At 51.7% G+C, this 20,445-nt stretch carries 9 protein-coding genes and 1 pseudogene; 7 read left to right on the plus strand and 3 right to left on the minus strand.

All coding sequences use genetic code 11. The annotated features are described in order from the left end of the window. The first annotated feature begins 55 nt into the window (after nucleotides 1–55). The 4 genes from SK32_RS10110 (at nucleotide 56) to SK32_RS10125 (ending at nucleotide 3,087) form a co-directional block, all read left to right on the plus strand. Nucleotides 56–637 (plus strand): TetR/AcrR family transcriptional regulator, encoded by a 582-nt coding sequence (locus tag SK32_RS10110; RefSeq protein ID WP_048212348.1) that lies wholly within the window; start codon nucleotides 56–58, stop codon nucleotides 635–637. Next, entirely contained in the window at nucleotides 637–1,005 is a 369-nt protein-coding gene (locus tag SK32_RS10115; RefSeq protein WP_048212349.1) for an MmcQ/YjbR family DNA-binding protein, read from the plus strand. Before SK32_RS10110 ends, SK32_RS10115 begins: the two co-directional genes overlap by 1 nt. Before the next feature lie 119 nt (nucleotides 1,006–1,124). Further along, nucleotides 1,125–1,778: an oxygen-insensitive NAD(P)H nitroreductase gene (gene nfsB / locus SK32_RS10120; protein WP_048212350.1), complete on the plus strand. Its 654-nt coding sequence runs from the start codon at nucleotides 1,125–1,127 to the stop codon at nucleotides 1,776–1,778. A 64-nt stretch (nucleotides 1,779–1,842) separates the two neighbouring features. Further along, nucleotides 1,843–3,087 carry a mechanosensitive ion channel family protein gene (locus SK32_RS10125; protein WP_048212351.1) on the plus strand — a complete coding sequence of 415 codons (1,245 nt, stop codon included), beginning with the start codon at nucleotides 1,843–1,845 and terminating at the stop codon, nucleotides 3,085–3,087. Between the two features lie 54 nt (nucleotides 3,088–3,141). Here the strand turns inward: SK32_RS10125 and pheP are convergent. The 3 genes and pseudogenes from pheP to SK32_RS10140 form a co-directional block, all read right to left on the minus strand. Beyond that, nucleotides 3,142–4,536, minus strand: a pseudogene (pheP, locus tag SK32_RS10130) (phenylalanine transporter). Nucleotides 4,537–4,661: 125 nt separating this feature from the next. Next, nucleotides 4,662–6,860, minus strand: a complete 2,199-nt coding sequence (locus tag SK32_RS10135) for a TonB-dependent receptor (RefSeq protein ID WP_048212352.1) — start codon at nucleotides 6,858–6,860, stop codon at nucleotides 4,662–4,664. A gap of 59 nt (nucleotides 6,861–6,919) precedes the next feature. Next, nucleotides 6,920–8,002 (minus strand): YncE family protein, encoded by a 1,083-nt coding sequence (locus tag SK32_RS10140; protein ID WP_048212353.1) that lies wholly within the window; start codon nucleotides 8,000–8,002, stop codon nucleotides 6,920–6,922. A gap of 300 nt (nucleotides 8,003–8,302) precedes the next feature. Between SK32_RS10140 and SK32_RS10145 the strand changes: the two genes are divergently transcribed. The 3 genes from SK32_RS10145 to SK32_RS10155 all read left to right on the plus strand — a co-directional run bounded on the left by SK32_RS10145 (nucleotide 8,303) and on the right by SK32_RS10155 (nucleotide 20,329). Next, nucleotides 8,303–9,478, plus strand: a complete 1,176-nt coding sequence (locus SK32_RS10145; protein WP_048212354.1) for a coiled-coil domain-containing protein — start codon at nucleotides 8,303–8,305, stop codon at nucleotides 9,476–9,478. Between the two features lie 737 nt (nucleotides 9,479–10,215). After that, entirely contained in the window at nucleotides 10,216–10,794 is a 579-nt protein-coding gene (locus tag SK32_RS10150) for a helix-turn-helix transcriptional regulator (protein WP_048212355.1), read from the plus strand. Between the two features lie 196 nt (nucleotides 10,795–10,990). Beyond that, on the plus strand, nucleotides 10,991–20,329 hold the full coding sequence (locus tag SK32_RS10155; RefSeq protein ID WP_048212356.1) for an autotransporter outer membrane beta-barrel domain-containing protein: 9,339 nt from the start codon (nucleotides 10,991–10,993) through the stop codon (nucleotides 20,327–20,329). Nucleotides 20,330–20,445 lie beyond the last annotated feature (116 nt).

The following is a 20,445-nucleotide window of genomic DNA, read 5'->3' on the forward strand; positions in this document are numbered from 1 at the left end:
GCTGCAAAGGCCGTGATTCAATCCTATTTTTTTACAGACTTAGGGGTAAAGTGTAGTGGCTCGTCCGAAGAGTGAAGACAAAAAACAGGCATTACTGGAAGCTGCAACCGCAGCATTTGCACAATCAGGTATTGCGGCCTCTACCGCCGTAATTGCCCGCAATGCAGGTGTCGCAGAAGGAACATTGTTTCGCTATTTCGCAACAAAAGATGATCTGATCAACGAGCTTTACCTCCATTTAAAGCAAGACCTCTGCCAGTCAATGATGGCAAATCTGGATCGCTCAGTGACCGATGCCAAAACCATGACTCACTACATCTGGAACAGCTACATTAGCTGGGGTCTGGACCATACTTGTGGACATCGCACTATCCGCCAACTGGCCGTCAGCGAAAAGATCAGCAAAGAAACCGAACAGCAGGCTGATGATATGTTCCCGGAACTGCGCGATTTATGTCATCGTTCCGTTCGCCCTGAATTTATGTCTGACGAATATCGTGCCTTCGGTGATGGGCTTTTTCTTTCACTGGCAGAAACAACCATGGAATTTGCCGCCCGCGATCCTGCCCGCGCGAATGAATATATTTCGATGGGGTTTGAGGCCATGTGGCGCGCACTGACCCGCGAGGAAAAATAATGGACGGCCAAACGCTGCATGCTTGTGCTAAACGTATTGCGCTCGAACTGCCTTTTACTGAGCAATGCTGGCCGTTCGGCCCGGAATACGATGTCTTCAAAGTCGGCGGTAAGATTTTTATGATTGTCTCAGAGCAGCGCGGTCGTCCGTTGGTTAATTTGAAATCAGACCCACAAAAATCACTGCTGAATCAGCAGATTTACCGCAGTATCGAACCGGGCTATCACATGAATAAAAAGCACTGGATATCCGTCTACCCCGGCGATGATATTAGCGAGTCATTACTGACTGACCTGGTGAACGACTCATGGCATCGGGTGGTAGACGGCCTGCCTAAGCGGGATCAAAAACGCCTGCGGCCTGGCTGATTTATCGTTAGCGTCGATAAGTGTTTTTGCATTTTTCGGTCTTATCATTTTCCCGCTAACCCTGTACCCTGCTGAAACAAAACGTACCCGCAGGGTATAAAAAACCACCAGGAGTAGTTATGGATATTGTTTCTGTCGCCTTAAAACGTTACTCCACTAAGGCATTCGATCCGACTAAAAAACTGACCGCTGAGCAGGCCGAAAAATTAAAAACACTGCTGCAGTTTAGTCCGTCCAGTACCAACTCTCAGCCATGGCACTTTATCGTTGCCAGCACTGACGAAGGAAAAGTGCGGGTGGCTAAATCCGCAGCCGGCGGCTTCGTGTTCAACGAACGTAAAATGCTGGATGCTTCCCACGTCGTGGTGTTCTGCGCCAAAACGGCGATGGACGATGCGTGGCTGGAGCGCGTGGTGGATCAAGAAGAGCGCGATGGACGCTTCGCCACCCCTGAAGCCAAAGCCGCAAACCACAAAGGTCGTACCTTCTTTGCTGATATGCATCGCAAAGAACTGAAAGATGACAACCACTGGATGGCAAAACAGGTGTACCTGAACGTCGGTAACTTCCTGCTGGGCGTTGCAGCAATGGGTCTGGATGCAGTGCCGATTGAAGGCTTTGATGCGGCAGTGATGGATGCAGAGTTTGGTCTGAAAGAAAAAGGTTACACCAGCGTTGTCGTGGTCCCGGTGGGTCATCACAGCGTAGAAGACTTCAACGCCGCCCTGCCAAAATCACGTCTGCCGCAAGAAACGACGCTGACAGAAGTCTGATCCCCACATTTGCATAAGCTCCACACAGCGGTCATCATAGACCGCTGTTTATTAAGGAGACATTATGCAGGAATTGATATCTCAGGTAGAAGAACTCGGCATTGAAATAAATCACACCACCTCGCTGGTGATGATTTTTGGCATTATTTTTATCACCGCCATTATTGTTCACGTTATTTTGCACTGGGTGGTATTACGCGCATTTGAAAAACGTGCCAGCACCAGTTCCCGTCTGTGGTTGCAAATTATCACGCAGAACAAATTATTCCACCGTCTGGCGTTTACGCTACAAGGTATCATCGTCAATATACAGGCCACACTCTGGCTACAAAAAGGCAGTGAAGCGGCAGATATATTAGTGACTTGCGCACAGCTGTGGATCATGATGTACGCCCTGCTGTCTTTATTCTCCCTGCTGGACGTTATTCTCAACCTGTCGCAAAAACTCCCTGCCGCATCCCAGTTGCCCTTGAAAGGTATATTTCAGGGTATCAAACTGATTGCCGCCATCCTCGTCGGGATCCTGATGATTTCCCTGCTGATAGGCCAATCGCCGGCAATACTGATAAGCGGTCTGGGTGCCATGGCAGCCGTATTAATGCTGGTGTTTAAAGACCCGATTCTCGGTCTGGTGGCCGGAATACAGCTCTCGGCCAACGACATGCTTAAGCTTGGCGACTGGCTGGAAATGCCGAAATACGGCGCAGATGGTGCGGTTATTGATATTGGCTTAACCACCGTAAAAGTGCGCAACTGGGATAATACCATCACCACGATCCCCACCTGGTCGCTGGTATCAGACTCGTTTAAAAACTGGAGCGGGATGTCGGCTTCCGGTGGTCGGAGAATTAAACGCAGCATCAGCATCGATGCCACCAGCATTCATTTTCTTGATGAAGATGAACGTCAGCGATTGCATAAAGCGCATCTGCTGAAACCGTATTTGACCACGCGTCACCAGGAAATCGACGCGTGGAATCAGCAATTAGATGCGCCTGAGTCCGTATTGAATCATCGCCAGATGACCAATATCGGCACCTTCCGCGCTTATCTGAACGAATATTTACGCCACCACCCGCGTATTCGCAAAGATATGACATTAATGGTGCGCCAACTTGCACCAGATGACCACGGTTTACCGATTGAAATTTATGCGTTTACCAATACGGTGGTGTGGCTGGAATATGAAAGTATTCAGGCTGATATCTTCGACCATATTTTTGCCGTCGTCGAAGAGTTTGGTTTACGCATTCATCAATCCCCTACCGGAAATGATATTCGCGCCCTGGCAGGTGTCTTTCAGCGTTAATCGGTAGCATGAAGAAAGGACCGATCTCATCACCAGGATGAGATCGGTTAGATATTAGCGGGACTTGCGACGCAGCAGTTTGAAGGCCACGAACAGGAACAGGATCCACACCGGCAGCAGGATAGCGGACAGGCGCATATCATCCATGGTGCACATCAGCACCAGAATCATACCAAGGAAGGCGATGCACACGTAGTTACCCGCTGGATACAACAACGCTTTAAACTGAGTATCACGCCCCTTACGACGCATTGCCGCCCGGAAACGCAGGTGTGCCAGACAGATCATAATCCAGTTCAATAGCAGCGTCGCAACCACCAGCGCCATCAACAGGCTGAAGGCTTTTTGCGGCAACACATAGTTGATCAGCACCACCAGCGACGTAATCGCGCCGGACAGAATCAATGAGTTTACCGGTACGCCACGACGGCTGACTCGGGTTAAGAACTTCGGTGCATTTCCCTGTACCGACAGACCAAACAGCATACGGCTGTTAGAGTAGACGCCACTGTTATACACCGACAGCGAAGCCACCAGGATGACAAAGTTCAGCGCAGAAGCCACCACGTTGCTGTCAAGATTATGGAAAATCATCACAAACGGGCTGCTGTTGGATTTCACTTCCACCCACGGATACAGCGCCAACAGCACCACCAATGAGCCGATGTAAAACAGCAAAATACGATACACCACCTGGTTTACCGCTTTCGGGATACTTTTTTGCGGATCCTGCGCTTCGGCAGCGGTAATTCCGATCAGTTCCAGACCACCAAACGAGAACATAATCACCGCCAACGACAGGATCAGTCCATTCCAGCCAGTCGCGAAAAAGCCGTTATAACGCCAGAGGTTATCAATACTTGCATGTTCGCCACCGTTGCCGGAAACCAGCATCCAGATACCAAAGCCAATCATGCCGATAATCGCCAGGACTTTGATCAGCGCAAACCAAAATTCCGTTTCGCCATACAGACGCACGTTGACCAGGTTGACCGCATTGATAATCACGAAGAAAGCCGCGGCCCAAATCCAGGTTGGGACATCAGGCAGCCAGTACTGCATATAAATTCCGGCTGCGGTGAGTTCTGCCATGCCAACCAGCACAAACATCACCCAGTAGTTCCAGCCAGACAAGAAACCCGCGAACGGACCCCAGTATTTATAGGCAAAGTGGGCAAACGATCCGGAAACGGGTTCTTCAACCACCATTTAGCCCAGCTGACGCATGATCAGAAACGCGATAATCCCGGCAACACCGTAACCGAGTAATACAGCAGGTCCCGCCATCTGAATAGCCGGGCCGATTCCCAGAAACAAGCCTGTACCAATTGCGCCGCCCAGCGCAATTAACTGAATATGGCGGTTTTGCAACCCCCGCTGAAGCGTCGGTTCATTCGTCGACGCGGCATCAGACACGCTGGTGTCAGATGCAGTTGACGCGTTTTTCACGCCCTACCCCTGTGTGGTTTTTATTGAAGGGGCTTCTTTTAACATTTCAACCTGGTTGTCGCAAGGCGCAATCGTTTGGATACGCCGGGCATCCTTGCCCAACGCACCGAGGCCCAGGAAAAAAATCAGAAGTCGTAACTGACGGAAACCTTCAGCGTGCGTGGCTCGCCCTGGAACAGATAAGTCCCGGTATCATCAATACCTGACCAGTAATTCTCGTTGGTGACGTTATCGACCCCTGCACGCAAAATCATCTGGTTCTGATTTTGATTGAGTGACATACGGTAACGCACACCTAAATCCAGTGTGGTAAAACTGTCGAGTTTCTTGGTATTTTCCGCGTTGGCATACTGAGCGCCAGAATGGTTCAGCCGTGCCGTCGCGGTGAGTCCTTCAACAGGTTTAATATCATATTCAGCCCCCAGCACCGCATAGAAGTCCGGTACGCCGATTGCCGTCTTACCGTTGTTGATACCGTTTTGATTTTTACTGAGCGTCGCATCCAGCCACGTTGCACTGGCGTTCAGCCGCAGTCCTAACACCGGTTCACCAAATACATTCAGCTCCACGCCACGATTACGCTGCTCACCGTTGATTGCGTAATACCGGGTCTGGCTATCCAACTGCGCAACCGGCATTTTGATTTCAAACAGCGCCAGTGAACCGCCTACACGCCCAAAGTCTGTTTTGACCCCAACCTCATTCTGTTTTGCATGGATGATTCCGGTGCTTTGACCGTAGTTCACCGCACTGCTTGGCGCGGTGCTGCCAGGCTGTAGCGATTCGGTATGATTCGCATAAAGAGAAAGTTCCTGCCACGGCTTATATACGACACCGTACGTCGGCATCCAGCGGCTGTCATCAAAACTGTTCTTAACGTTTTCAGCGCCTGTTTCTTTGTTGTAATCACGTACCACGACCTTTTGGTGGCGGGCACCGACGGTAAACAGAAGCTGATCATCAAGCACGCCCAACGTATCGCTGAGTAACCACCCCTGGCTACGCGTACGTCCACTGGTTAACGGATCGCTATAGTTACCTCCCGTCGCCGTCACCGCTGGTTTTGCTACAGCTTGCGTATCGTAGATATTGACGTCCGGACGTGCGGCACGTGACCCCATGCGCCAGGCGATTTTGTCTTCTTTAGTGACGGCGGAATAACCTACATTAACCTTATGTGACACAAAACCCGTATCAAAATTCCCGCGCAGCCCTGCCATCCCGCTGAACGCATCAATAATACGATTGGTATCAAGGCGTCCGGCTTTGGCGTCACCGGCCTGGTTGTATATTTCCGGGGCACTGTACAAACCAATTTCATGCGCGTGCTGCGCACCTAAACCAGCATAAGCGGTCCAGTTATCGGTCAGATCATATTCCGTGCGCGCCATTCCGAACTCATTTTCAATATCGCTATAACCCCATCTCTGGCTATAGTTGTGCGTATTTTTCGGCAGATCGGGGACAAATGGCACATAGTAGACATTGATCCCCATGTTACCGCCGTGAAACGTCTTTTTTTGATACCCGACGTCTAATGAACTGCGGAAACGGTCGCCACGGTAATCCAGTCCCAGCGATGCCAGCGTGGTACGACGTTTATCGTCGTCAACCGCCCCCTCCCCTTCACGATGCAACAGATTCACACGGGCGCCGACCTGGTTATTGTCACCAAAACGACGTCCGGCATCGAGCGACGTTCCCACCTGTGAGTCACTGGTGTAGTCCATACCAAGGCGTGTGATCGGCGTATCGTCTGCATGCTTGGGTTCAAGATTAATCATCCCGCCAACGCCGCTACCGGCCGCGCCATTGAGCAATCCATTCGCGCCTTTAAAGATTTCAACGCGATCAATCATCTGCGTATCCACCACCTGGCGCGGCAGCACACCTGATAATCCACCAAAGGTCATATCATCGCCGTCAAGTTTCAGACCGCGAATACGGTATGTCTCTGCGTAGTTACCGTAGCCTTGCACCGCCTGCACGCTCGCGTCATTGGCGACAACATCGGCTACGGTCTTAGCTTGCTGATCTTCGACCAGTTTTGAGGTGTAGCTTATAACGTTAAATGGCACATCCATGGCATTTTGCTGACCAAGCATCCCCAGCCTGCCGCCATTGGCGACCTGGCCGTCGAGGAAGGCAGGCAGTAACGTATCGCCACCGGGTTTAAAATCACGTCCCTCTGCAGCCTGTACGACAATGGTATCTTCCGCTTCTGTCGGGGTTTCAGCAGCATTCACCGTGCCGGAAAGCGCGCCAATAGTAGCGGCCAGCACAGTTTTTCTCATTAATTGTGCGTATGTTTTAGTGTTGTCCATAGCCATGCCATTAAAAGTCTGACGACGTTGCCGGAGAGCGCCCCGGCAACATGTTGTTATTATTTATTCAGATCAATACGCACCACGTTATCTGGCGCGGAGGTGGAGTGGTCTTTATTGAATTTCTGTTTCACGGTGACAAACAAGGTTTGGCCATCAGCAGAGAGCAACAGGCTGTTTGGATTGGGGAGGAGCTCCCAGCTTTTCTTCACGCTGTAATCCGTTGCGTTTAGGCTAAGCAGTTTTCCGGAATCACGCTGGGTAATATAGATTTCATTACGCTTCGCATTGAATTTCACCGCCAGAGAATCCCCGATATCCAGTTGTTTGAGCAGCTTGCCCGTATGAATATCCAACACCAATGTCGTTTTCGCTTTGGAATTGTCGGTGACAAACAGGCGACCGGTTTGCGGGTCTTCCGCCATATTCAACAGCAACGCGGGTTTATCGCCCAGCGGCTGCCAGCGTTTTTCAACGCGCTGAGTACGCGGGTTGATAACCAGGATTTCACCGCCGCCATTTGCCGCATAAATACGCTGCGTCATTTCTGAGTAATGCAGTCCGGTCATCCATTTACCGGTATTTTTAATCCGGGTTTTTAGTTTCAGCGTTTCGGCATCAACCACCCAGATCACCGCCGGATCGGCAACGGCGCCAATATAGAGCAGACCGTTATGCAGCAGTACCTGACGCGCACCGTATGGGAAACCTTGCGGGTTACGTTCCGGGAACAGCACGCGATTCTTCACTTTGCCGTCTGCGGCATTCAGCGCGCTTAGACCACCATCCAGAGAGTTGGTGACATACACCGTTTTACCGTCTGGCGAGATAGCCATACCAAAGTTTTTCAGATCGGTGTGGCTCAGACCGATGGTCTTCAGCGTTTGCGGATCCAGCTTGTAAACCACCCCACCCTGAACATCTTTGAACCCTTCCGCGCTGGCGACGTACAGCGTATCACCCGCAGGACTCAGCGCCATTTCATACAAGCCGTCAGCCAGTGCGCGTTGCTGAATATCCGTTGCTGCCGGTGCGATTGCTTTTTCCTGTGCCAGCGGGTTACTGGCTGGCGTGGCGTTAGCTGTGCAGCCGCTCAATGCAACGGCAGCCAACAATGCCAGAGCGGATGTTGTTTGTTTCATTGTCAGGATCCTTACCAGAATTCACGCAGATTGTTAATATCAAAAGAGAATGAGAACTATACGCATTATCTTTATCAGATCAAGAATAATTAGCCGGTGAATAAAAAAGATGAAACGAGGGTTTAAAGACATGAAGAAGTGCGCGCCAGTACCGCTTTTTCATAATTACAGTTAATTATTCTGGACGAAAAGGCATCGCAGGCCACAGAATGCACTTTACTGTTTTTCCAACATTTTCAAACGGGTGAACCTGTCGTGGTTCAGTCACTCGTTTTTGAACCACGCCAGGCAACGACTGTCATGAATAAGATCATTAAACGACTTGAGATCGTCAAAAGCGCCATCGAACTGGAAGATGAAGAGATTATTTTCCAGCAGCTGGCGCATCTGAAAAATGAACCTTTGCCAGTCATTCCCGGCGTCATCGTGCAGGCGATTGAAGAACGGCGTTTCGGCGATGCCCTGCGTGAAATTACGCACTGGCTACAATCCCAGCGCGCAGTATCAACGTGGCAGGACCCCGGCATTGCCGCCAGTAAGCTCGAACTGAAAGCGCTTGAAACCCAACTGCGTGATCTGATTGATAAGCGCAACACGCGCATTCAAATCCTCGATGATTTCAATGACCTGTATCATCTTCGCCTCGGACCGTTAATGAGCCGAATTCTCGAACTGCGTAAGCAGTTGGCCGCCAGCGCACAACGTAAGCAGGAAGCAGAACGAAAACGTCGCGAAAAAGATTATCAGTCCTGTCTGCACTATATTTCACAGGCCGTTGATCAACTGGCGAAACTCAAGCAGCACTGGGTAAATCTGAGTTCGGACTCCCGCGAATCCGTGGAAACTCGCCAGCGCATTCAGCAACAGACTGAGCTTATCACCGCCCTGCTGGCGGAAATTCGTGAACTGGAAAACGACTTTTCTCGCCAGGACGACAGCGCGACCCGTCAGGCACAGGAGGAAGCCAGCCACGAATATGATGAATATCAGGAACAACAGCAGGATGCGCAGCACCGCTACACCCGCGACCAGCGGCTTTCAGCGGATGAACGTAATGAGTTAAAACGCCTGTGGCGTCAGGCCAGTCGCCTTTGCCACCCGGACGTGGTAGCGGATGACCTGAAAGAGAAAGCCCATCAGATGATGGTGCAGCTTAATCAGGCACGACAAAATGCCGATCTGGCCGCAGTTCGGGCATTGCTGACCCAGTTACAAAGCGGACTCGAACCGATGATGGCAAGTGACCGATTAAACGATCTGCAGCATTTACGTAGCAAGATTCAGCAGCTCAGGGAGCAAATTAATGCGCTGCTCAAAGAGATTAGCGATCTGGAAGCGGAAAACGCCTGGCGTCTTGCTACTTCAGTAACAGACAAAGAAGCCTACTTCTCCGATCAGCAACGGGCACTGACCGAAATCCGCACTACGCTGGAAATGCAGGTACAACAAGTGGAGCAAGAGCTATTGGCTGGCTGAGAAAATGCGCGTACAAAAAGCAGACAAAAAAGCGGCTGCAAGACTGATTTTCAGATTAAGCACAAAAAGCTTACTTCAGATTAAACACCTTAAAATATTAACAAAACAAGAATATAAATCTAAATTATTTTCATTTTCAGCCCATTAATTCAAATTAAACACTATTTTCTCCTTCCAAACATTTAGCTCCTTCCCTGCCCGGCCTTTGATTAAGAATTCTCCTGGTTGTTTCCTACCCCGTTAAGAAAATCACATATCTGTTTGAAATTAATAACAATTAACAGTATTCCCCCTCTAAACCTATAGGAATCCCCTGTCATTATCGAATCGACGGACACAAAACTTCGCCGATCAATAAGCGAAATCTATCAATCATCTTCACAGAGGTGATATAAACGATTTATCTTAAATTTTAACAAAGTGTAATATCCACTTTAAGAATAGTTAATGATTTAAATAAAGACAGATATTATCTGTTGATATCCGAATAAATAAGGATACGTTCAAAGCAAAGAGCGAAATATACCCGTCATACTTCAAGTTACATATGCGTTGGCTGCGTTAGTTCACCTCAGCCACATAGTATCTGTACGCCTGGGAATTCTCTCCCCGGACTTCCTGTAACTTGAATTATTTAGGGCATACGAGAATTAATTAACATTTCATGCATCGCGAGAAACTCTTTTTTAACCAAAAAAAGAGGCGACTGCTTGCACCAAAATTTCAAGGAGATCGTTATGTCTAAAGCTATTTTTTTGGGTGACTCAATTTACCCCTGGCTAGGCATGCGAGAAATCCTACGTGGCTCATCATTATATATTGATATCGCGTACCATTCCTCCCAGACGCTTTCTGCCGTCCAAACGCTATCTTATGAAACGGATTGCATCATTATTAATCCTGACAAGTCAGATTTTTTAAAATATGCCAGGATTATCCGCAACATGGCTATACGACCATCCACAACGATCATCGTGTTAGCCGATGAAGCCACTTTTTCTATTTTTCAAACAGTGTGCGGAATGGCCCTGCAGTTCCTCGATCAGGACACCAGTCTTGATCAGCTATTGCAAACAATCACTCGTATCATCGACAGAAAAAATCCACGCAATATCAAAGAACTACAAAAAAAAATAACGACCAACGAATTCAATGTGATGATGATGCTAGCCCGCGGGTGGTCACTGGCACAAATCGCCGGAGTATCGCAAAAAAGCGAAAAAACAATCGGGGCGTACAAAAGCAACATTGCCAGAAAGCTGGGTAAAAGTAATACCCGGCTCAAGTACACCATTTCTCACTATAGCCAGCCGTAACTGACTTATTTAAGGATAGTAATCACAGTTAATTATTAACAGATTTTCTTTCGGCTCATTTTTTAATTCCGCCTGGCCCGGAAGGGATCGCTATTTTCGAAAATCGACATACCGGGTAGCACATCCGCGTGCCAACCATCGCCAACAACTCAACGCATTAACACATACATAACAGGAATGTAAACGAGGGTTATATATGAATAAGGTTTACAGCATTATTTGGAACGCGGCACTCGGCATCTGGGTTGTCGTCTCTGAATTAACCAGAGGTAAGAAAAAAAGCAGTTCACGTAAAACTGTTGCGGTACTGGCCGCCAGCGCATTAAGTGGCGCTACGATGATGGCCTCAGCTGCGCAGATTACCACTACGGGCGATCGAAATATTTCTGACGACTTCCAGAACGGTATTTCTGCGGGCGTTTATCAGGTTCCCCACGACTACGGCTTCTTATATGAAAATAATACTGCCAGTCAGACACTCAATATCAGCGGCGCAATCCCGACGATTAATCCGGGTCAAAGCGGCGTTGTAGAATCAACCACCATCAGTGAGTTACTGCGAACAGGAAAAATCACGCTGCAGGCTACCAGCCCAGGCCAGGGTGCAAAAACAATCACCACAGCAGAAGAGCTGGCGGAATACCTGACGTATAACCAATCGGCTACGCCTTCTCAAAGCGAAAACTTCGAGGTGGTTGACCCGGCATTCCCGGACGGCACAGAAACCATTAAGGTCTATGATACCAATGTGTTAAGTAGCTTTCTTACTAAATCGCAAATCGGCGATTCCGTATTAAATACTTATGATGCAACCAGGTCTGAAATCTATAAGCAGTTTGGTATCGCGCTGGCAACCAATGGTGCTACGGCCAACCTGAACATAGGTAATGACACGCTCAATGTACGCGACAAAGCCAATACCATCGAGTTACTGGCCAAAGACTCCTCCTTACTGGAAGCACAAGGCGCCAACAGCCAGGTAAACTGGCAGTCTGACAACTATATAAAATTTAACGCAGCACCCGTGATCCCCACACAAACGTTCACCGGCTCAGCGCAAGCCTCTGTCTTTGGCGATGATGTGTCGCTGATGACTTATGGCTATGATGCAGATGGCCAGGTTATCGAAACCGGGGTGCGCACATTCACCATTACCAGTACGCAGGAGTTGGCTGATTTTAACGACTTCCTGTTGGGCAGAAGTGCCGACGCCGCAGAAAATGCCAATGGCGATAAGGTCAGCCAAATCCAATTGTGGCTGGAGGCTGAAGAGGTCACCACCGTCACAGCAGCACAAGCAAAGTATGCCGGGTATATCGATAGCTTAATTAATTCCAGTCAGCCGTCTGATGAACTCACCTGGGACTACAAAGTCTGGACCGATGGAGAGTCACATATCAACAACGCCACTGCCGCCCGCGGTGAGTTGCATGCCATTTATGCCAACGGCGCTGGCACCACCGGTACTCTGAACAAAGAGGCGATAATTGCCGTTGACGGCAGTATCAATGGCGTCATGAAAGCCATTGATGGTGGGGTTATCAACAACCTCGGCGAGCTGAACGCGCTACGCAGTTCTGGCGGGCAAAGCCTGGCGATTGGCATGTTGGCGCAAAACGCCGAGGCAACCAACCGCGGGACTATCAACTCAGGTCTGTTCATTGATAAAGATGGTAATCAGAACGTTAACAGCTACGGCGCATTCGGTATGCAGGGACAAGGTACCAGCGTTATCACCAACGAAGGCACCATCAACCAGGCGATCACCACCGATAACTTCGGCACCGCATCTGCCGCCGATCCCTGGAGCAAGGATAAACCTGATACTTCGCTGACGCTGGCCATTGGTATGCAGTTGTCCGGCGAGGCAAAAGGTGTCAATAACGGCAATATTAACGTCGTCGACGGACGTAAAAACGGTGCATCTTACGGTGACGGCACCGCCTTTGGCGTGGAAGTCGCCGGAAATGCGACCTTTACCAACAGTGCTGATGCCGCTATTTACCTTGGTCGTGACGCAAGTAACCTGACCCAGGATGTCATCATGCCAGGTGGTGCCAGCCTGAGCGCCGGAATTATGACCAAAAGCGCCAAAGAGGTGATTAACAACGGTCTCATCACGTTGGGTACCGGTGTCCGTAACGCGGCAGGAATTTTGATCGGCAACGCAACAGGCAACGTACTGAATACGGGCAACATCGTCATCAATGGTAATGGGGATGCGGGGAACAACAAGAACTACGGCATCTCCGTGCGTGACAGCGGCACGGAAAATAATCAGGAAATCCGCAACGACGGCAAGATTAACGTCAACGGCACGAATAACGTGGGGATCCACGTCAGCGCCAATAACAAAAATGCCGAAGTAACCACCAGTGCCACAGGCTCTATTATCGTGGGCGGTACGGGTGGCATCAACGATCGTAACTACGCCATCTGGGCTGAAGGAGGCGCCAAAGGTCAGGCCGTGGTCAACGTCTACTCCAACATTACGCTGGACAAGGCCGGGAACATCGGCGTACACGTGCGTGATAACGCCATTGCTAACGTTGATAGCCTGAGTAGCCCGGTGTTCAACAACACCGATCAGATTGGCTATTATCTGTATGGGAAAGACGCGATCGCCAATATTGGTCAGGCGGTGATGAATGACAACGGTCAGGATCGCACCACCATTTTCCGTATCGCCAATGGCGCATTGCTGGCCGGTAACACCACCCCTCCTGGCGGCCAGGCCAGCTCCAACCTTGACCTTACCCTCAGCGGTAAGAACTCCGTTGGCGTTCTCGCTACCGGTGCAGGCAGTCAAGTCGATACTGGTGAAGCCACATTTACCGTGCAGGGTAGCGATTCCGCAGCACTGGTCATCGAAGGCGGCGCCAGCGGTAATATCAGCGACAAAACCACCATTAATTTAACAGGTGAACGTACCGTTGCCGGGGTGGTTGATGGCCAGGCGCATCGGTTGAATGGCAGCGCAGAGGGTAATGCCACCAGCACTACGCTTACTTCAAACGCGAAGATCACCTCTGAAGCCAGTGGCAATGAAGTGATCGCCTATATAGCGAGAAATCTGGGTAACCTGATCCTCGATACCAAATCAATTATCGATCTGGCCAGCATCGACAGTATCGGCGTGGACGTTCAACAAGGCGGTAGCTTAACCAACAACTCCTCCAGCGCCCTGCATGTCAGCAACGGCATCGGCGTTCGCGCGTCGGGTGCCAGTGCGCAAATTAATCAACTGGGCCAGGTTAAGGTTGATGATGGCACCGCTGGCGTATTACTGACGGAAGGGGCCAGCCTGCAGATTAACGGCATTAGTGGCGACAGCATTACCACCAACGGTACTGCTGATGGCATTCGCCTGGCAGATAAAGCCGGCGACCTGTCAGCGCAGCATGTGAAGATCCGTGCTGATGGCACGGGCGCAGGCATTCAAAACGATGCTAACAACACCAATATCACACTGCAAAATGTGACCATCGATTCCAACGACGGCGCGGGGATCCGCACCAGCGTAGCCCTGAACATGAAAGATGGGCTTAACAACATCCTTAACGTTAACGGTAAAGGTACCGGCTTCGCCTTTGAACAGCGCAATGGTGACGCAGTAACGGGCAATCTGACCGTCGGCAAAGGCTATACCATTGAGGTACTGAACAGCGAAGGCAGCGGTATCCGCGCCAATACTGATGGCCGCATCGACACCAAGGCCGACATTAACGTGCACGACAGCGCTGGCGGTTCGGCAATCATCGCGAAAAACGTCAGCGCGTTAACCAACAGTGGCAAGATTATCTCTGCCAGCACCACCTCCCCGGTAATCGACGCCAGCGGTGACAGCAGTAAAACCATTACCAACACCGGCACTCTGCAGGCCATCACCGACACTGCGGTGGCCATTCAGTCTGGTAAAGGCAATGACACCATTGATATCAGCGGCGGTGTCACCAGCGGCGTAATCAATACCGGTGAAGGTATGGACACCTTCAACTGGCGTAGCGGCTCCTATGCCGGTGAAGTGAATTTCGCCGGTACTGGCGGTAACAATAAAGCCAACATCGGCAATGTGACGCTGGAGAACACGCGCCACATCATTACCGCTGCCGGTACGGGCAACGCCCTCACCTTCACCGATACAAAAGATGCGAAGATTGGAACGCTGGTCAGCGACAACCTGACTACCGGCACGAATATTGGCACCGGCTGGGATTCGCTGACACTCAGCGGGTCAAACGCGGATGTCCGCATCGTTGAAAACCTGAGTCTGGCAAGCAAAACTATTGCTGTAAACAATGGTGCAACGCTGCGCACCGGCGACCACGTCGAGCCAACCAGTACTGCCGCCAGTATTGGCGACTACAATGTCACAACCGATGGCCCAGACAGCCGGGTCGTCTTTGATACCCGGGGTGATAACACCGCGGCGCAAATCTATAACGGTACTATCAGCGGCGACGGGAAGTTTGAACGTGCGGCAGGCGGCACCACGGTCTTTACCGCCAACAACAGCTACACCGGCTCTACCACCATTGCGCAAACAGGTACGTTGCAGTTAGGTTCCGGCGGAAACACGGGCGAAGTCAGCACCGAATCTGACATCATCGATAACGGCATACTGGCGATTAATCGCGCCAACGACGTCCTGCTGAATGGCGTTATATCCGGTATCGGTGCACTGCAGCAAATAGGTGGCGGCATTACCCGTCTGACCGGCAACAACACCTATACCGGCGACACAACTGTCACCCATGGCACGCTGTTGGTGAATGGCGATCAAAGCGCGGCACGTGGCGCAACCACCGTCAGCGGCACCTCCACACTGGGTGGGAATGGCATTATCGGCGGCAACGTGTTGATGAACGACGCCACAACGATTAGCGCTGGTGACGGCGGTGCGGGTACGTTATCCATTAACGGTAATCTGCAGCTTGGCAGCAAAACGACTTCCGCCTTCGAACTGGGCCAGGCCTATACGCCGGGCGGTAAGCTGAATGACCTGATTAACGTCACAGGCGATCTGCAACTGGACGGGACTCTGGATGTCACCACGTCATCGGGCGGGAATTTCGGGCCTGGTGTGTACCGTATTTATAACTATGGCGGTACGCTGAATAACCAGACGCTGGAGTTAGGTGCTGTACCGGACACTCAGGATAAGAGCAACATCTTTGTCCAGACCTCTATCGACAAACAGGTCAACCTGGTGAACGCCAACGGCGTTACCCTACAATTCTGGGATGGCGCAACCGTCAATCAGAGTCACGGCGCATCCGGCATCGAAGGCAACAGCAAGATTGACGGCGGCGACGGTAAATGGATGGCGATCGGTGCTCAGGGCGACAACAACTGGACAACATCCACCGGTGAGGGCAACGCCCCGTGGGCGCAGAAGTCATTTGCCGTCTTCACCACCAAAGGCGGTACCGTTACCGTGGATAACGCTGCAGGTGAAGTTAACTTCTCCGGGGCGCAGTTTGATGCCGATGGTTACGTCGTAAAAGGCGATGCACTTAACGCCTGGGCCACCACAGAAAATGCCACCCATGCGGGGCAGACGCCGGGGACCGGTGAACTGTTGCTGCGCGTAGGCGCCGGCGGTGCGGGACAAAACTTTACGGCAACCATTGAGTCAATCCTTCGTGAAGCCAGCACCAACGACAAACTGACACTGGTGAAAACCGACCTCGGTCGCCTGATCCTCAGTGGCAATAACGAGTATCGTGGCGGTACGCGCATTGATAGCGGCACGTTGCAGATCTCCTCCGATAATAACCTCGGACAGAGCGGAACCGATTTGGCGATTAACAACGCCTCGACATTGCAATTAGGTGCGGATTTGACCAGCAATCGCACCATTGAACTGGGCGCGAATGATAAAGCCGCGGTGTTTGACCTTAATTCGCACCACTTCACGCCAACCGGTGAGATTACCGGCGACGGTAAACTGAAAGTCACCAGCAGCTCAAGCGATGCGGGCAGTACCTTAACGCTCGACCGCGCGAACAGCTACAAAGGCGACACCGAAATTGCCGGCACCGGCAATGCCAACAATGTGACGGTCAATGCCAGCAAAACCGGCGCGTTCGGCAGCAACGAGAGCAGCACCATCACCGTTAATAATGGGGCAACGCTCAACGTCAGCGGCGCAGACACCCGTCTACAATCACTGACCATGAACATTGCCGACAGCCTGTTAACGCTGGCGGATACCGTCACAGCCGCCCGCGCCAAACTGAACCTGACGGACACAGCGAAAGCGCTGTTAACCAATAACGCCACTGCGGGCAACGCGACGGTCAGCGTGGCAAAAGACAGCACACTGGCGCTGGAAGAAAACGCCAACGGCGGCAATGCCGATGTAACTAACAGCGGGCTGATGACCTTTGCTGACCAGGCAATGGCAGAGAATACCGTCGTCAAAAACCTTGCAGGCGGTCTGGTAGATGTCAGCGCAGTCAACAGCGCGACTTCCATCGGTTCATTGTCCGGTGCGGGTAATGTCGAACTGGGCAATAAAGAATTGTCGCTGGGGAATCTGGTGCTTCCGGAGCCTGACACCATCAGCGGCATTATCAGCGGCAACGACGGCAGCCTGGTGAAAATCGGTAACGGTACACTGATCCTGACCGGCGACAACACCTACACCGGCACCACGGACGTCAACGAAGGTGTGCTGCTGGTCAACGGCAATCAGTCTGCTTCTACCGGTCAGGTCACAGTGAAATCGGGTGCCACCCTCGGCGGTAACGGCATTATCGGCGGTGCGGTCGATGTGCAGGATAACGGCCATATTACCGCCGGTGCCGCCATCAATAGCGTGGGTAAACTGACTACCGGTTCACTGACGCTAAGCGATAACGCCCAACTGGATTATCAGTTTGGTCAGGCTTATACCCCGGGCGGTGCTTTCAACGACCTGATCGACGTGAATGGCTCCCTGACGCTCGACGGTAAGCTCAACATTGAAACCTCACCGGGCGGTAGCTTTGATGTTGGTGTCTATCGCGTCATCAACTACACCGGCACATTGACTAACAATGTGATGGATATTGCTAACGCGCCGGAAGCGGCTGACAGCCTGTATGTACAAACATCGGTGAAAAATCAGGTCAACCTGGTCAACCATGCCGGACTGACGCTGCGCTTCTGGGACGGCACCGGCGGTGAGAATGGCGAGCTGAAAAATAACGGCGTCATCAACGGCGGCGACGGTATCTGGCAATCCAGCCAGGGGAACGACAACTGGACCACGGATGAATCGACGCCAGAGGGCGCGCTGAATGCTCCGTTTACCGATGCCGCATTTGCCGTCTTCCAGGGGGAAGCCGGTAATGTGACCGTCGATAACAGTAAAGGCGATGTCATCATCAGTGGCGCACAATTCGCCACCGACGGTTATCGTGTAGGCGGTGAAGCCATTACTACCGATACCGCCAATACGTTGATTCGCGTCGGTGATGGTACGGTCGATGGCGTCAACTACACCGCAACCATTGACAGCGTGATCCGCGGTACCGGTGGTCTGAATAAAGGCGACCTCGGTACGTTAATTCTGACGGGCAACAACACCTACAGCGGCGGCACGACTATCACGTCAGGGACGCTTCAGGTTGCAGGCGATACCAACCTCGGCGCAGCAGAGACCGGAATCACCTTTAACGGCGGTACGCTGAAATATGGTGAAGCGTTTGATACCGCCCGTCAGGTGACGCTGGAATCTGGTGGTGGGACATTCGACACCAACGGACATGATGTGTCCCTGCTGACGGAAGTCGAAGGTAACGGTCAACTGACCAAAACCGGTAAAGGTTCACTGACGTTGACGCTGGATAACACCTATACCGGCGGCACCACCATCGAACAAGGTGTATTGCAGCTCGGCACGGGCGGTACGATAGGGAGTATTGAAGGGGATATCGTTGATAACGGCGTGCTCAACGTTAATCGCGCCGATACGTTGGCGTTAGGCGGAAACATCAGTGGTGCAGGCCAACTGCATCAGACCGGTAGCGGTACAACGGAGCTGCAAGGCCAAAACAGCTACAGCGGTGCAACGCTCATCACCAGCGGGGTATTGCAAGCCGGTGATACCAATACTCTGAGCGCCGCCTCGCACCACTATGTTGTCGCGGGCACCACCCTGAATACCCAGGGTTATAACCAGACAGTCGCAGGGCTGAGCAACGGTGGCGATGTGTCGCTCACCGGCCAGCAACCAGGCACAACCTTAACGGTTAAAGGGGATTACAGCGGCGAACAAGGCACTATCAACATGGCTGCCCGGCAGAATGCCGGCGGCACAGGTATTGCTGATCGCCTGATTATTGATGGCGGTAAAGCCAGCGGAAGCACGCTGCTGGATGTCGACGGCTCCGGCCTTGGCGCACCGACCGTGGGTGACGGCATCGAAGTGGTTACGGCGCTCAACGGTGCAACCACCACGGCGCAAACCTCACGGGATGCCTTCCATCTTGTCGCTGAACGTATGGCTGCGGGTGCCTTTGAGTATCAGCTCCACGCCGGAAACGCTCAGGGCCAGGGCGAAAACTGGTACCTGAGGAGTGAATATCGTCCGGAAACCATGCTGTATTCCGGTCTCGCCAGCGTGGTTCGCCAGGGGGATATCAGTCTGTTGGGCAACATGCACCAGCGTATGGGTGATGAGGTTAAACCGGGTATTGATGAAGACAATCGCGCCTGGGCGAGAATGATTGGTTATTCCGGTAAAACCAAACTGGATGATGCAGCCGGTACGCAAACCAGTTCCCATACCATGGGTATTCAGGTCGGCGTCGATATGTACGCCAATGAAAGCTGGAAAGCCGGTATGTATACCAGCATTCTGGATATCGACAGCAATGTAAAAGGCAGTAAAACGGGCAGCAACGGCAAAGGCGGCAACATCGACGACAACGCATTTTACGTTGGCGGTTATGCTACCTGGTTCTCTGGTGACGGTATGTATGTCGATAACGTGCTGCAATACGGGAACCATAAATCCCGCCTGTCAGCATCGGGTAACAACGGCTCTTACACCGTCAAAGGCAATACGCTGACGGCCTCAACTGAAGTGGGTAAAGCATTCCGTTTAGGTGCCAGCGCATGGAGCCTGGAACCGCAGGCCCAGTTGATCTATCAGTACAGCAACGTTGATAACAGCACGCTGGATGGTGTGACCCAAACGAAAGTGAAAATGGATACCGCCGATTCGTTTACCGCGCGTCTGGGCGTGCGTCTGGTCGCGGACTACGACACCAACCATGGCAAGTTCCAGCCGTACGGCCGGGTAAACGTCTGGCAGGGTCTGGGTTCCAAAGATAAAACGCACTTCAGCAACGCGGTCGCCACCACCACGCTGGAATCTTCACAGCAGTACTCCAGCACCGAGGTTGCAGCGGGTCTGTCATGGTCTATCGACCGAAATCTGCAGGTCTACGGCGAACTGGGGACACAGTTCAGCAACGGCAGCAATAAATCGCAGGTTGAAGCCCCGGTCAATGCGTCGATTGGCTTTAAGAAATCGTTTTAAGCAGGCATAAACTCGCAAGCCCCCTGTTCACAGGGGGCTTTTTTTGTCACTCCAGAATACAGCGCTGCCTGAAACGCTGCACTTATCACGCCTACGGATTAGTGTTCGTTCTTGCA

Origin of the sequence: Citrobacter sp. MGH100 (genome assembly GCF_001034465.1) — a bacterium.
Classification (GTDB): Bacteria; Pseudomonadota; Gammaproteobacteria; order Enterobacterales; family Enterobacteriaceae; genus Citrobacter; species Citrobacter youngae.

Coding starts and splice junctions, on each gene's coding strand:
- SK32_RS10115 (WP_048212349.1), top strand. CDS start 637: ATGGACGGCCAAACGCTGCATGCTTGTGCTAAACGTATTGCGCTCGAA.
- nfsB (WP_048212350.1), top strand. CDS start 1,125: ATGGATATTGTTTCTGTCGCCTTAAAACGTTACTCCACTAAGGCATTC.
- SK32_RS10125 (WP_048212351.1), top strand. CDS start 1,843: ATGCAGGAATTGATATCTCAGGTAGAAGAACTCGGCATTGAAATAAAT.
- SK32_RS10135 (WP_048212352.1), bottom strand. CDS start 6,860: ATGGACAACACTAAAACATACGCACAATTAATGAGAAAAACTGTGCTG.
- SK32_RS10140 (WP_048212353.1), bottom strand. CDS start 8,002: ATGAAACAAACAACATCCGCTCTGGCATTGTTGGCTGCCGTTGCATTG.
- SK32_RS10145 (WP_048212354.1), top strand. CDS start 8,303: ATGAATAAGATCATTAAACGACTTGAGATCGTCAAAAGCGCCATCGAA.
- SK32_RS10150 (WP_048212355.1), top strand. CDS start 10,216: ATGTCTAAAGCTATTTTTTTGGGTGACTCAATTTACCCCTGGCTAGGC.
- SK32_RS10155 (WP_048212356.1), top strand. CDS start 10,991: ATGAATAAGGTTTACAGCATTATTTGGAACGCGGCACTCGGCATCTGG.